We start from the raw sequence: 13633 nt of genomic DNA on the forward strand, positions 1-13633 counted from the left end.
TGTCAGCGGCCGGCAGCGGCGATATCTTCGACTCGTTCGACTCACGCCCGGCTTGTTCTGGCTTTCCATCGGCTCCAACGACCGGCTCCGGGGGGAGGACCGCCGTGCGGCAGGACCCCGCCCTCACCCGGCGCACCGTGCTGGCCTCGCTTGGCCTTTCCCTCACCCTTGCCGGCTGCGCGACCCTCGCAGCCGACCCGCGCCCGAGCGTCCCGGCAACGACGACGCCACCGACTCCCAGCCCGCTCCCCCGGCCGTTGCCCGGCGCGGTACCGCCGCCCGTGCCCGTCGCCCAGCCCGCGCCCGGTCTGGTGCGGGTTCCGGTGCCGCCCGGCACCCTGTCCGACCTGCCCGGCGAGGGCACCCTGCTGGCCTGGACCGTCGACGACGGCTCCAGCAGCGAGGTGCTGGCCCGGTACATCCGCTTCGCCGCCGAGACGGGCACCAGGCTCACCTTCTTCGTCACCGGCTGTTACGACGCCTGGACCGACAACGCCGACCGGCTCCGGCCGCTCGTGCAGACCGGCCAGATCCAGCTGGGCAACCACACCTGGTCACACCCCGACCTCAGCGCCCTCAGTGACGCCGACGTCACCACCGAACTCCAGCGCAACCACGACTTCCTCAGCGACACCTACGGCGTCGACGCCCGGCCCTACTTCCGGCCGCCGTACGGCGTGCACGACGTTCGGGTGGATGCCCTGGCCGCCGCGCTGGGTTACACGGTCCCGACCACCTGGTACGGGTCGCTGGCGGACTCGGGGCTCCTCACCGAACAACAGGTGGTGGATTTCGCGACCACCTGGTTCCTGCCTCAACACATCGTGATCGGGCACCTCAACTTCGAACCGGTCACCAACGTTTTCCCGCAGTTACGCGCGCTGCTGCACGACCGCGGGCTGACCACCGTCACCCTCAACGATGTGTTCACCAGCGCGGCTCATCCGTGACATTCGCACCTCACGACACGTCACCAGGGGGACCAATGGCACCGTTGCCGAGCGCGACGAGTGTTACCGTTACCGAGTTACCCGGCAAAATGCTGTGAGTTTCTCTGTGTTTTCATAGACCGTGTACCTCAAAGAGGAGTACCGATGGGCGCGACGTCCAGCATTCCGCAAGGCGCAACCGACGATCCAGACCTGACCCAGGACCCGGCCCTTCCGCCGGTGGCCCTGGATCCCAGAATCCACGAGGCCGAGGAGGCCCACTGGACCCCGGTGAAGATCGCGATCTGGCTGGCCATCGCGCTGCTCGGCGGGCTGAGCTGGGTGATGCTGGCCGTCGTCCGCGGCGAGACCGTGAACGCCATCTGGTTCGTCTTCGCCGCCATCTGCACGTACCTGATCGGGTACCGGTTCTACTCCAACTACATCCAGAAGCACCTGCTTCACCCGGATGACCGGCGGGCGACCCCCGCCGAGTACAAGGCCGACGGCAAGGACTACGCCGCCACCGACCGCCGGGTGCTCTTCGGCCACCACTTCGCCGCCATCGCAGGCGCCGGCCCCCTGGTGGGCCCGGTTCTCGCCGCGCAGATGGGTTACCTGCCCGGCACGATCTGGATCATCGTCGGGGTGGTGTTCGCCGGTGCGGTGCAGGACTACCTGGTGCTGTTCTTCTCGATGCGCCGTGGCGGCCGGTCGCTGGGCCAGATGGCCCGCGACGAGCTCGGCCGGGTCGGTGGCACCGCCGCCCTGCTCGCCACGCTCACGATCATGGTCATCATCGTGGCCATCCTCGCCCTCGTCGTGGTCAACGCCCTCGCCGAGAGCGCCTGGGGCGTCTTCTCGGTTGGCATGACCATCCCGATCGCCCTGTTCATGGGCTGCTACCTGCGCTTCCTGCGCCCGGGCAAGGTCACCGAGATCTCGATCATCGGCTTCGTGCTGCTCATCGCCGCGATCGTCGGCGGTGGCGCGATCAGCGAAACCACGTGGGGCGCGGCCCTCTTCACCATCGACAAGGTGCCGCTGGCGATCGGCATCATCGTCTACGGTTTCATCGCCGCCATCCTGCCGGTCTGGCTGCTGCTGGCCCCGCGCGACTACCTCTCCACCTTCATGAAGATCGGCACCATCGGCATGCTCGCCATCGCGATCATCATCGTGCGGCCCGAGATCCTGGTTCCCGCGGTCACCGAGTTCGCCTCCAGCGGCGCCGGCCCTGTCGTCAGCGGCACCCTCTTCCCGTTCCTCTTCGTCACCATCGCCTGCGGTGCGTTGAGCGGATTCCACGCGCTGATCGCCTCCGGCACCACGCCCAAGCTGATCGAGAAGGAACGCCAGAGCCGGTTCATCGGGTACGGCGGCATGCTGATGGAGTCCTTCGTGGCGATCATGGCCCTCGTGGCCGCGCTGTCGATCGACCAGGGCATCTACTACGCCATGAACGCGTCACCCGCCCTCACCGGCGGCACCGTGCAGGGCGCGGCCGCGTTCGTGAACGGCCTGGGCCTGACCGGCGTGAGCGTCACCCCTGAGCTCCTCACCCAGACCGCGATCAACGTCGGCGAGGAATCGATCGTGTCCCGCACCGGTGGCGCCCCGACCCTGTCGGTGGGGCTGGCCAACATCATGCAGCAGGTCGCCGGCGGCAGCGGCATGATGGCGTTCTGGTATCACTTCGCGATCATGTTCGAGGCGCTGTTCATCCTCACGGCAGTGGATGCCGGCACCCGCGTCGCGCGGTTCATGCTGCAGGACAGCCTGGGCAACATCTTCCCGAAGTTCAAGGACACCAGCTGGCGCACCGGCGCCTGGATCTGCACCGGCATCATGGTCGCAGCCTGGGGCGCGGTGCTCGTGATGGGCGTCACCGACCCGCTCGGCGGCATCAACACGCTGTTCCCGCTGTTCGGTATCGCCAACCAGCTGCTGGCTGCGATCGCCCTCGCCGTGTGTATGGCCATCGTGGCCAAGCGCGGACTGTTCAAGTACATCTGGATCGTGGCGCTGCCACTCGGCTTCGCGGCCGTCGTGACCATCACTGCCTCGGTCCTGAAGATCTTCTCGACCGTGCCGTCGGTGGGCTACTTCGCCCAGAACGCCGCGTTCTCCAATGCCCTGGCCGCCGGGGAGACGAGCTTCGGCACGGCCACCTCGGTTGAGGCGATGGAGGCCGTGGTGCGCAACACCATGGTGCAGGGCATCCTCTCGATAGTCTTCGTCACCCTCGCCGTGGTCGTGATCTTCACCGCGCTGCAGGCCACCTGGAACGCGTGGAAGACCCACTCCAGTTCGACCAGCGAGGACCCGGCCGTGCCGTCGCGGATCTTCGCGCCGGCGGGCATCATGGCCACGCCGGCCGAGAAGGCCAACCAGGCCCTCTGGGACGCCCTCCCGAAGACCGGCAAGCGCAAGGCTCGCGAGCACTGATGTCAGGCCAGCACTGATGCGCGTCGCCACCGCGGTGCGCTCGGCCGCGGCCGGGCTCGCCTGGTACGTCAGAGGGGTCATGGGTGAGGATGCCTACGACAAGTACCGCGCGCACCACGAGTCGGTGCACGGCACGGATGCCTCGGCACCGGTGCTGACCGAACGGGAGTTCTGGCGCGACCAGACCGACCGTCAGGACACCAACCCCCAGGGCCGGTGCTGCTGAGCAGCGTCCCTTCCTCGTCAGTACTGCGGCCCGCCCGGGTGAAAATCCGGGCGGGCCGTAGCATTGGAGGCGATGACTGACACAACGAAGCCCCCACTGACGACTCCGACCAAGCCCCCGCTCAACAAGGACACCCGGCTCTGCATCTCGCTGGCCGCGCGACCGAGCAACTTCGGCACCCGGTTCCACAACTACCTCTACGAGCAGTTCGGGCTGGACTTCGTCTACAAGGCGTTCACCTCGACCGACCTGGCCGGCGCCATCGCCGGGGTGCGGGCGCTCGGCATCCGCGGCTGCTCGGTGTCGATGCCGTTCAAGGAGGATGTCATCGCTCTCGTGGACGAACTCGACGCCTCGGCCACGGCCATCCAGTCGGTGAACACCATCGTCAACGACGACGGCTACCTGCGGGCGTACAACACCGACTACATCGCCGCGGCCGACCTGCTCAGAGCCAACAACCTCGACCCGGCCACCCCGTTCCTGCTGCGCGGCTCCGGCGGCATGGCCAAGGCCGTCGGTGCGGCCCTCCGCGACACCGGCTTCGCCGCGGGCACCATCGTGGCCCGCAACGAGAGCCGCGGCCGGGCCCTGGCCGACGAGCTCGGCTACAGCTGGCTGGCCGAGCCCGGCACCGCGACAGCGCCGCTGCTGGTGAACGTCACCCCGATCGGCATGGCCGGCGGCGCGCAGGCCACCGAGTCCGCCTTCACTGCCGCGGCCGTCGCCGCAGCCGACACCGTCTTCGACGTCGTGGCGCTGCCCGCGGAGACGCCGCTGATCCTCGCGGCGCGGGCGGCCGGCAAGTCCGTCATCACCGGCGCGGAGGTCATCGCCCTGCAGGCCGCCGAACAGTTCGAGCGCTACACCGGCGTGCGGCCGACCCCCGAGCAGGTGCGGGACGCCTCGGCCTTCGCCCGCGCGTGAGCGACGCTCCGGCCGCGCCCGCCGGCGCGCACCCCGACATCCTGGTCGCCGCCGTCGCACTCATCCGTGACCGCCGGGTGCTCATGGTCACCGCCCGCGGGCGGGACGTCTGGTTCATGCCCGGCGGCAAGATCGACCCCGGCGAGGGCGAGGCGGAGGCGGCCGCCAGGGAAGCCTGGGAAGAGGTCACCGTGCGCCTGGACCCCGCCGAACTCGACCTCCTGTTCACCGTGCTGATCCAGGCACACGGCGAACCCGACGGCCGGCTGGTGCGGATGAGCGTCTTCGGGGCTCAGACCACCGATGAACCCGCGGCCAGCGCCGAGGTCAGCGCCGTGCACTGGGCCACCTCGGCCGACCAACAGCGGTGCCCGCCGGCCGGTGTCGAGGTGCTGCGCCGCTTGCACGCCGCCGACCTGATCGACTGAGCGTCGCGCTGCGCGGGCAACGGGCAACGGGCACCCCGAATGCCCCTGCCGGGTGGAGCCGGTACGGTGGAAAGGCCGAACCCATCACGCAGCCGCCGAGCTGCCTTCGGCTCCCCCATGCACTAAGGAGATCTATGTCGGTGCTCGACAGGCAGTTGGTTCCAATATTCGAGGAGGTCCTCGACCGGAACCCGGGCGAAGCCGAATTCCACCAGGCGGTGCGGGAGGTTCTGGAGAGTCTCGGACCGGTGGTGACCAAGCATCCGCAATACGCCGACTCGGCCGTGATCCGACGCCTGTGCGAACCCGAACGCCAGATCATCTTCCGGGTGCCGTGGGTGACGGATTCGGGCAAGATCGAGGTGAATCGCGGGTTCCGGGTGGAGTTCAACTCCGCCCTCGGGCCGTACAAGGGCGGCCTGCGCTTCCACCCGAGCGTCAACCTCGGCATCGTGAAATTCCTGGGCTTCGAGCAGATCTTCAAGAACTCCCTCACCGGGCTGCCCATCGGCGGCGGAAAAGGCGGGTCAGACTTTGATCCGAAGGGCCGCTCAGACGCCGAAGTGATGCGTTTCTGCCAGTCGTTCATGACCGAGCTGTATCGGCACCTGGGCGAGTACACGGATGTCCCGGCCGGTGACATCGGCGTCGGCGGGCGTGAGATCGGCTACATGTTCGGCCAGTACAAGCGCATCACCAACCGCTACGAGTCAGGCACGATGACCGGCAAGGGACTGAGCTGGGGCGGCTCCCAGGTGCGCACCGAAGCGACCGGCTACGGCACCGTGTTCTTCGTCGACGAGATGCTCACAGCCGCCGGCCAGGGCTTCGACGGCAAGCGCGTCGTCGTGTCCGGCTCGGGCAACGTCGCGATCTACGCGATCGAGAAGGTGCACCAGCTCGGCGGCACCGTGATCGCCTGCTCGGACTCCGGCGGTTACGTCGTCGACCCGTCCGGGATCGACCTCGCCCTGCTCAAGGAGGTCAAGGGTGAGCGCCGGGGACGGATCGCCGAGTACGCGACCCTGCGCCCGGGAAGCGTCACGCACGTCGCCGGCGGGTCGATTTGGGATGTTCCGTGCGACATCGCGCTGCCGTGCGCGACCCAGAACGAACTCGACGCCGACGGTGCCGCGGCGCTGATCCGCAACGGCTGCCAGATCGTCGCCGAGGGCGCGAACATGCCGACCACCCCGAACGCCGCCCGGTTGTTGGCGGAGGCCAACGTGTTGTTCGCTCCCGCGAAGGCCGTCAACGCGGGCGGGGTGGCCACCAGCGCGCTGGAGATGCAGCAGAACGCGTCGCGCGACTCGTGGACCTTCGAGCACACCGAGGACCGTCTCGCCGAGATCATGCGCGGCATCCACGATCGGTGCCTGGAAACCGCTGACGAGTACGGGACACCGGGAAGTTACGTGGCCGGGGCGAACATCGCCGGCTTCACCAGGGTCGCCGACGCGATGCTCGCGCTGGGCGTCATCTAGGCGACGAGCCGAAACCCACGGCGCTGCCGGCGCAGAATCGGTGCGCGGGCGGCGCCGCGGGCGTACCCTGCCTGCATGACCGACGAGCAGCCACTGCCCTGGGCCGCGATCCGGCTCTGGGAGATCGGCATGTTGCAGCAGTCCACCGGCAGCGGCCTCGAGCACTGGCTGGCCCGCATCCAGGAGTTGGACCCACCCGACGAACACGCCCTGCGCGAGTGGTTGGGGACCGAGGGGCTCAGCGGCTACCCGCGCGCGCTTCTCGTGCACGAGACGTTCGGCTACCCGGACTCCACGGTGCGGGCCGCCGACGAATTGATCGACGCCCAGTATGCCGACCGCCCGTTGCTGCGGCCGATTCTGGACGCCGTGCTGCTGTACGCCGGCGACCTCGACGAGGTGGGCATCCAGACGCGCACCACGCACGTCGCGTTGTCCGGACCGCAGCGCACCTTCGCCGTGGTGCAGCCGACCACCCGGCACCGTGTGGACCTGGGTCTGCGCATACCGATGCCTGACGCGGCACCGAGCACCCGGCTGCGGCCGGCCACCGAGCTCGGCGCCGACTTCCCCGCCCGGATCCCGCTCACCTCGGCCAGCCAGGTCGACTCCGAGGTGGCCGCCTGGCTGAAGCACGCCTACGATGCGACGCTCTAGCCGCATGCGCCCGGCTCGCGGGGTTCAGCGCACCGTTCGCGGGCTATGGTGGCGCCGTGAGTGACGACTCCGAAAGGGTGCACCCGGACGACCGAGCCGCGTGGCGGGCCTGGCTGGCGAAGAACCACACGACGAAGACCGGCGTGTGGCTGGTCACCTGGCGGCAAGGCTCCGGGATGCCGGTGCTCGGCTACGAGGAGGCCGTGCTCGAGGCCCTCGCGGTGGGCTGGGTCGACAGCAAGGGCGGCAAGGTCGACGAGCGGCGCACCATGCTCTACTTCGCGCCGCGCCGCCGCGGCAGCGCGTGGTCCAGGCCCAATAAGCAGCGCATCGAACGGCTCCGCGCCGAGGGACTGATGCGGGACACCGGGGAGGCTGCGGTGCGCTCCGCCGAGGCCGACGGCTCCTGGACCCGGCTCGACGAGGTCGAGGACCTGATCGTGCCGCCCGACCTGGCCGCGGCCCTCGCCGCTCTCGACGGTGCCCGGGCGAACTGGGATGCCTTTCCCCGCTCGCCCCGCCGCGGCATCCTGGAGTGGATCGTGCAGGCCCAGCGGCCGGCCACCCGCGCCGCCCGCATCCGGGAGACGGCCGAGGCGGCCGCGCGCAACGAGCGCGCCCACCAGTGGGTCCCCCCGGCCCAGCGCCGCGAACTGTGAGAAAGGCCCCACACCCGATGATTCCGGGGCTTAACTCACAGTTCGGTGGGGGGGGGTCAGTGCACGTATTCGAGCAGGTCCAGGCCGACCGAGCGCATGCCGTCCAGCACCGAGAGGCGGGAGGACAGGTTGTGGTCATCGAAGAAAATCGACACGGCGTAGGCGACGCCGGCACGCGGTCCGCGCAACACGCCCACCTCGCTGCGCACCCCGTTGTCGGAGCCTGTGGAGTTGACCAGCAGCACGCCGTGCGACGCCGACCGGTGAGCGTGCGGCTCGAAGCCGAACGCGCTGGCCACCATGGACAGGTCGGAGTTCAGCGACAGCCAGCCGAGAACCCGTTCGCTGCCCTCGTCGTCGAGGATCTCCCCGCGCGCCAGGGCCGTGAACAGCCAGGTGAGTTCGCGGGCGCTGCCCACCGACAGGTTGGGGGCGTCGTCGGGGCCACGGGCGTCGCGGACGAGGTCGAGCAGGCCGGTGCCGCTCAGGCCGAGTTCCTCGGTGCGACGGCGCACGGCCTCCAGGCCCACCGCGCGCAGCAGCACGTTGGTGGCCAGGTTGTCGTTGGTGGCTCCCACCAGTGCGGCGAGGTCGGCGACGGGCAGCGACGGCGCCTGCAGGTGCTGCCAGAGTCCGGAGCCGTCGACCGAGTCGCGCACCGTGCGGTCGAGGATCGTGTACGCGCCGAAATCGGCGTCGCGCAGCCGCGAGGCCACCTCGATGAGCAGCAACACCGTGCCGACGCCGGCGGTGGGCATGACGACGTGGTCATCGACGGAGAACAGCACCCGGCCGGTGGCCAGGTCGGTCGCCCGAGCCGACACCTGCGCACCGCCCATGGCGAGCTCGCCGAGCGAGTGGAAGCCACGCTCGAAGCTGGCCGGCACCGAGGATTCCCGGTGTCTGCCGCCGCGTTCGATCGCGTGCCTGGACCGGCGTTCGGATTCCTGTGCTGGCGCGACCACTACTGCGTTGTCCTCTGACTATCGGTACTGCGACATCCCCGCGAACACCCTAACCCACGGGTCGCGGGGCCGGAGGAGACCGCTACCAGATCGTGACGCGCTTCTCGGGAGCGAGCCACGCGGCATCCGTCTCGGTCACGCCGAACGCCGTGTAGTACTCGTCGATGTTGCGCACAATCTGGTTGCACCGGAACTCGTTCGGCGAGTGCGGGTCGATTGCGAGCAGCCGGATGGCCTCCTCGTCGCGCATCTTCATCTGCCACGCCTGCGCCCAGGAGAGGAAGAACCGCTGGGCCCCGGTGAACCCGTCGATGACGGGCGGCTCGGCGCCCTCGAGCGACAGCAGGTACGCCTCCCAGGCGATGGAAAGGCCGCCGAGGTCGCCGATGTTCTCGCCGATGGTGAGGGCACCGTTCACGTGGTGATCGGGCACCTGGGCCGGGTGGAGCGCGTCGTACTGCTCGATCAGCGACGCCGTGCGCTGCTCGAACGCGGCCTTGTCGGCCTCGGTCCACCAGTCGGTGAGCCGGCCGTCGCCGTCGTACTTGGAGCCCTGGTCGTCGAAGCCGTGGCCGATCTCGTGGCCGATGACCGCGCCGATCGCACCGTAGTTCGCTGCGGCATCCCGGTTCACGTCGAAGAACGGCACCTGCAGGATGGCCGCGGGGAAGACGATCTCGTTGAAGCCCGGGTTGTAATAGGCGTTGATGGTCTGCGGGGTCATGAACCACTCGTCGCGGTCCAGCGGGTTGCCGATCTTGCCCAGCTCACGGTGGAACTCGAACTCGCCGGTGGCGCGCACGTTCTTGATCAGGTCGCCGGGCTCGATGGCCAGGCTGGAGTAGTCACGCCATTTCACCGGGTAACCGATCTTGGGGGTGAACTTGTCCAGCTTCTCCAAGGCGCGAACCCGGGTCTCCTCGGTCATCCAGTCCAGACCCGAGATGCTGGCCCGGTAGGCCTCGACGAGGTAGCCGACGAGCACGTCCATGCTCGTCTTGGCGTCGGGCGAGAAGTGCCGGTCAACGTAGATGCGGCCGACGGCCTCGCCGAGGGCGCCCTCCACGAGAGAGACGCCGCGCTTCCAGCGGGCACGGATCTGCGGGGTGCCGGTGAGGGTGCGGCCGTAGAAGTCGAAGTTCGCCTCGACGAAGTCGTTCGACAGGTACGACGCGCTCGAGCGGATGACCTGCCAGCGCAGCCAGTCCCGCCAGGCATCGAGCCGGTCTTCGGTGAGCATCTCGGCCAGGCCGACCACGAAGCTCGGCTGGCGCACGACGACCTCGGCGAAGGACACGGCCGGGGCGTCCAGACCCTCCAGCCACAGGTCGAGGTCGGCGCCCGCGGCGAGCGCGGACAGCTGGTCCCAGGTCTTGAGGTTGTAGGTCTTCTCGCTGTCGCGGGTGCGCACGTTGTCCCAGTGGTGGCTGGCGAGCTCGGTTTCCAGGGCGAAGATGCGACCGGCGCGCTCCGCGGCGGCGTCGACGCCGGCGAGGGTGAGCATCCGTTCGACGAAGGCAAGGTAGGCCTCGCGCACGCCGGCGAACTTCTCGTCACGGTAGTAGGACTCGTCGGGCAGGCCCAGGCCGGCCTGCTCGACGAAGACCAGGTAGCGCTCGGGGTTGCCCGGGTCGTTGTCGACGAAGAGCTGGAAGGTGCCCGCGACGCCGGACCGCTCGAGGCGGCCGAGGGTGGCGAGGAACACCGGCACGCTGCTGATGCCGTCCACGGTGGCCAGGTCGGCCGCGAGCGGGGTGGCGCCGAGCTGCTCGATGCGTTCCTCGTCCATGAAGCTGGCGTAGAGGTCACCGAACTTGCGCTCCTCGGTGCCCTCGGCGGCGGTCTGCGCCTCGAGGATGATGGCCCGCACGGCCTTCTCGGCCTCCTCGGCGAGCAGGTAGAACGAACCCCAGCGGGCCTTGTCGTTCGGGATCTCGGTGCGGGCGATCCACTTGCCGTTCACGTGGCGGAAGAGGTCGTCCTGCGGGCGCACGCCCGGGTCGAGTTCGTCGGTGTCGATTCCGGATGCCGTCGCCTGATCAGTCATCGCACCAGCCTAAACCTCACCGTGAAATGGTGGGGGATGTAGCGGGCGTGGGACCATGGGCCGTGGTGGGCGATGCGGCGGCATGGGAGCATAAGGACAACGGCGCTCCACACGGGTCGCCCTCGACCCAGGAGATCCCCATGCGCGTCATCACCCTGCCCGAGTTCGGCTCCGCCCTCGAACTGACCGAGATCGACACCCCTCAGCCGTCTGCGGGAGAGGTCCGCGTGCGCGTGCACGCGGCATCCGTCAACGGGTTCGACCTGGCCGTGGCCGCCGGCTACCTCAATGGCCTGATGGAGCACCGGTTCCCGGTGGTGCTGGGCAAGGACTTCGCGGGGATCGTGGATGCCGTCGGCGACGACGTCACCGCATACGCCGTGGGCGACCGGGTCTTCGGCGTCGTCACCAAGGCCCACCTGGGCGACGGTTCGTTCGGCGAGTTCGTGGTTGTCCCCGTCGCGACGGGCCTGGCGAAGCTGCCCGAGCAGGTCGACTTCGCCCGCGGCGCCGCCCTCGGGCTGGCCGGTACGGCAGCGCAGGCCGCCGTGGATGCCGCCGAGCTCAGCGCCGGCAGCACCGTACTGGTCGTCGGCGCCACCGGCGGTGTCGGCAACCAGGCGCTGCAGCTCGCCGCCGCGGCCGGCGCCACCGTGATCGCCACCGCCCGCACCGCCCTCGGCATCGCCCAGGTGCGCCTGCTCGGCGCCAGCGAGGTTGTTGACCACACCCAGAACCTCAGCGAGGCCGTGCTCGCCGCCCACCCCGACGGTGTCGACGTAGTACTGCACTTCGCCGGTGACGCAGCCACCGTGCTGCCGGCGCTGCGAGCCGGCGGTCGCCTGGTCTCCACCCTGATCGGCTCGCCCGACCAGCTCGGCACCGACACCGTCACCGTGGTCCCGATCCTCGCCGACCCCACCCCCGAGGTGCTGACCCGCCTGGCCGAGAGCCTCGCCGCCGGCCGCACCTCCGTGAACGTTCAGGGCAGCTACGCCCTCGCCGATGTTGCCGAGGCATTCGACGACTTCGAGGCCGGCGCGCGCGGCAAGCTCGTCATCCTGCCGTAAGTCGTCTCGCCGGCGCCCGGACGACCGGGCCGCCGACGGGCCGACCCGATACGATCTGGTATATGCGGGCACGGACACGGACACTGGGACGATCGGTCGGCCTCGTCATCGCGGGTCTGGCCATGAGTGCGGCGGCGCTGCTGTGGCTCGCCGTCGCAGCGGGGAGTCCGACGCCCGATGCAGCCCCCTTCCGGTACCTGATCTTCGGCGTGCTCCCGGTCTTGTACGATCCGAGCCGGCCGGCGCTCTGGGCGATCCTGGGGGCCATCGCCCTCGCTGTGCTCTTCGCCGCCGGCATCGCCCTGCTCGAACGCCGGGCGACGAACAGATCCCGCCGGTCCTCGAACTCGAGCCGTAACCCGCTGGCGCCGAAAATCGTGATGGCCAAAAGTGGCGGCGTTTTCGCGAAACCCGTGACGGTGACCGTGCTGATCCCCGCGCACAACGAGGAGCTCTCGCTGCCGGCGACCCTGGCCTCGCTCTTCGCCCAGTCGCACAGGCCGGAGCGGGTGATCGTCGTCGCCGACAACTGCACGGACGACACCGTCGCCATCGCCCGCGCGCACGGCGTAGAGGTCTTCGAATCCGTGGACAACAGGAAGAAGAAGGCCGGCGCCCTGAACCAGGCCCTCAGCCGGGTGCTCCCCGGACTACTCGACAACGACGTGGTCATGGTCATGGACGCGGACACCGCGCTCGACGACGGGTTCCTCGCCGAGGCCGTCGCCCGTTTCACGAGCGATCGCGCCCTGATGGCGGTCGGGGGCCTCTTCTACGGTGAGCCCGGGTTCGGCCTGATCGGACTGCTCCAGCGAAATGAGTACGTGCGGTACTCCCGGGAACTCGCCCGACGGCGCGGCCGTGTCTTCGTGCTCACCGGCACGGCTTCGATGTTTCGACCCCTCGCGTTGCGTTCCGTCGCCGAGAACCGCGGCGTCACCCTGCCGGGCGTGCACGGCGATGTCTACGACACCCACGCGCTCACCGAGGACAACGAACTCACCATCGCACTGAAATCGCTCGGCGCACTGATCACCTCCCCGGCACAATGCACAGTGGTCACAGAGCTGATGCCGACCCTGCCCGCCCTCTGGCAGCAGCGCCTGCGCTGGCAACGCGGCGCCCTGGAGAACATCGGCGCGTACGGGCTAACCCCGGCCACGCTTCGCTACTGGGCGCAACAGCTCGGCATCGGCTACAGCGTCATCGCCCTGACCTCGTTCCTGACCCTGATTCTGGTCACCCTGCTCGCCGTCAGCACCTGGGTGTGGTTCCCGTTCTGGCTCGGCCTCGGCACGATTTTCGTTGCCGAACGCGTGGTCACCGTGTGGGAGGGCGGCTGGCGGGCCCGGTTGCTCGCGCTCACCGTGCTCCCCGAACTCTGCTTCGACTTGTTCCTGAACGTGGTCTACGTCAAGGGCATCATCGACATCACCCTCGGCCGGCAGGCCAACTGGGAACACGCGAACACCCCGACCCTCACGGTGAGGGCCGTCTGATGCCGGTGCCAGCGCTGCTCCCGTTGCTCTCGCCCACCGGCATCCTATTGCCCGATTCGGCCGTGACCACGCACTTCTTCGCGATCTTTTCAGCATTCGTCGGAATCAACACAGTCATCTATGTTGTGCTCGCTGTGGCGAAGATCCTGCCGAAGATCTACCTCACGGATTGGCTCGGGGGCCGGAACCGTCGGTCTGCGGACCGCAGCATCTACGGCGCGGATCCGGCGCCCGGGCAGTCGGCAGAGCGCGTGCGCGACACCGCTCCTCCGCACCCCCAGTAGCGCGCTGGCC

Annotated in this window: 13 protein-coding genes; 11 read left to right on the forward strand and 2 right to left on the reverse strand. The window is 69.1% G+C overall.

The features are described 5' to 3' along the window. Positions 1-104 precede the first annotated feature (104 nt). From E3T19_RS10625 to E3T19_RS10660, 8 genes are all read left to right on the forward strand, one after another. Positions 105-950, forward strand: a complete 846-nt coding sequence (locus E3T19_RS10625) for a polysaccharide deacetylase family protein (protein WP_134408775.1) — start codon at positions 105-107, stop codon at positions 948-950. 144 nt (positions 951-1094) lie between these two features. Beyond that, positions 1095-3377: a carbon starvation CstA family protein gene (locus E3T19_RS10630; protein WP_134408776.1), complete on the forward strand. Its 2283-nt coding sequence runs from the start codon at positions 1095-1097 to the stop codon at positions 3375-3377. Between the two features lie 16 nt (positions 3378-3393). Further along, positions 3394-3603 (forward strand): YbdD/YjiX family protein, encoded by a 210-nt coding sequence (locus E3T19_RS10635; protein ID WP_088454852.1) that lies wholly within the window; start codon positions 3394-3396, stop codon positions 3601-3603. Between the two features lie 72 nt (positions 3604-3675). Next, positions 3676-4530, forward strand: coding sequence for a shikimate 5-dehydrogenase (locus E3T19_RS10640; protein WP_088454851.1), 855 nt, complete (start codon positions 3676-3678; stop codon positions 4528-4530). Beyond that, complete coding sequence (locus E3T19_RS10645) at positions 4527-4958, forward strand: NUDIX domain-containing protein (protein ID WP_241980155.1); 432 nt, start codon at positions 4527-4529, stop codon at positions 4956-4958. The genes E3T19_RS10640 and E3T19_RS10645 overlap by 4 nt, the downstream gene beginning before the upstream one ends. Before the next feature lie 134 nt (positions 4959-5092). Next, positions 5093-6442: an NADP-specific glutamate dehydrogenase gene (gdhA, locus tag E3T19_RS10650; protein ID WP_088454850.1), complete on the forward strand. Its 1350-nt coding sequence runs from the start codon at positions 5093-5095 to the stop codon at positions 6440-6442. Positions 6443-6517: 75 nt separating this feature from the next. Next, the gene (locus tag E3T19_RS10655; RefSeq protein WP_134408777.1) at positions 6518-7099 is read left to right on the forward strand and encodes a DUF5655 domain-containing protein; all 582 of its coding nucleotides are present in this window, start codon (positions 6518-6520) and stop codon (positions 7097-7099) included. Between the two features lie 56 nt (positions 7100-7155). Next, positions 7156-7758 (forward strand): YdeI family protein, encoded by a 603-nt coding sequence (locus tag E3T19_RS10660; protein WP_134408778.1) that lies wholly within the window; start codon positions 7156-7158, stop codon positions 7756-7758. Between the two features lie 56 nt (positions 7759-7814). On the opposite strand, the gene E3T19_RS10665 is transcribed toward E3T19_RS10660, so the two are convergent. Further along, a complete protein-coding gene (locus E3T19_RS10665; RefSeq protein WP_088454847.1) occupies positions 7815-8723 on the reverse strand; it encodes a serine hydrolase in 909 nt (302 codons plus the stop codon). An 82-nt stretch (positions 8724-8805) separates the two neighbouring features. Next, a complete protein-coding gene (locus E3T19_RS10670) occupies positions 8806-10770 on the reverse strand; it encodes a M13 family metallopeptidase (protein ID WP_088454846.1) in 1965 nt (654 codons plus the stop codon). Positions 10771-10910: 140 nt separating this feature from the next. On the opposite strand from E3T19_RS10670, the gene E3T19_RS10675 reads away from it, so the two are divergent. The 3 genes from E3T19_RS10675 to E3T19_RS10685 all read left to right on the forward strand — a co-directional run bounded on the left by E3T19_RS10675 (position 10911) and on the right by E3T19_RS10685 (position 13623). After that, positions 10911-11840, forward strand: a complete 930-nt coding sequence (locus tag E3T19_RS10675) for an NADP-dependent oxidoreductase (protein ID WP_134408779.1) — start codon at positions 10911-10913, stop codon at positions 11838-11840. A 62-nt stretch (positions 11841-11902) separates the two neighbouring features. Continuing rightward, positions 11903-13339, forward strand: coding sequence for a glycosyltransferase (locus E3T19_RS10680; protein WP_134408780.1), 1437 nt, complete (start codon positions 11903-11905; stop codon positions 13337-13339). Beyond that, entirely contained in the window at positions 13339-13623 is a 285-nt protein-coding gene (locus tag E3T19_RS10685) for a hypothetical protein (protein WP_088454843.1), read from the forward strand. Before E3T19_RS10680 ends, E3T19_RS10685 begins: the two co-directional genes overlap by 1 nt. Positions 13624-13633 lie beyond the last annotated feature (10 nt).

Source organism: Cryobacterium sp. TMT4-31 (genome assembly GCF_004403385.1).
GTDB classification, from domain to species: Bacteria; Actinomycetota; Actinomycetes; order Actinomycetales; family Microbacteriaceae; genus Cryobacterium; species Cryobacterium zongtaii.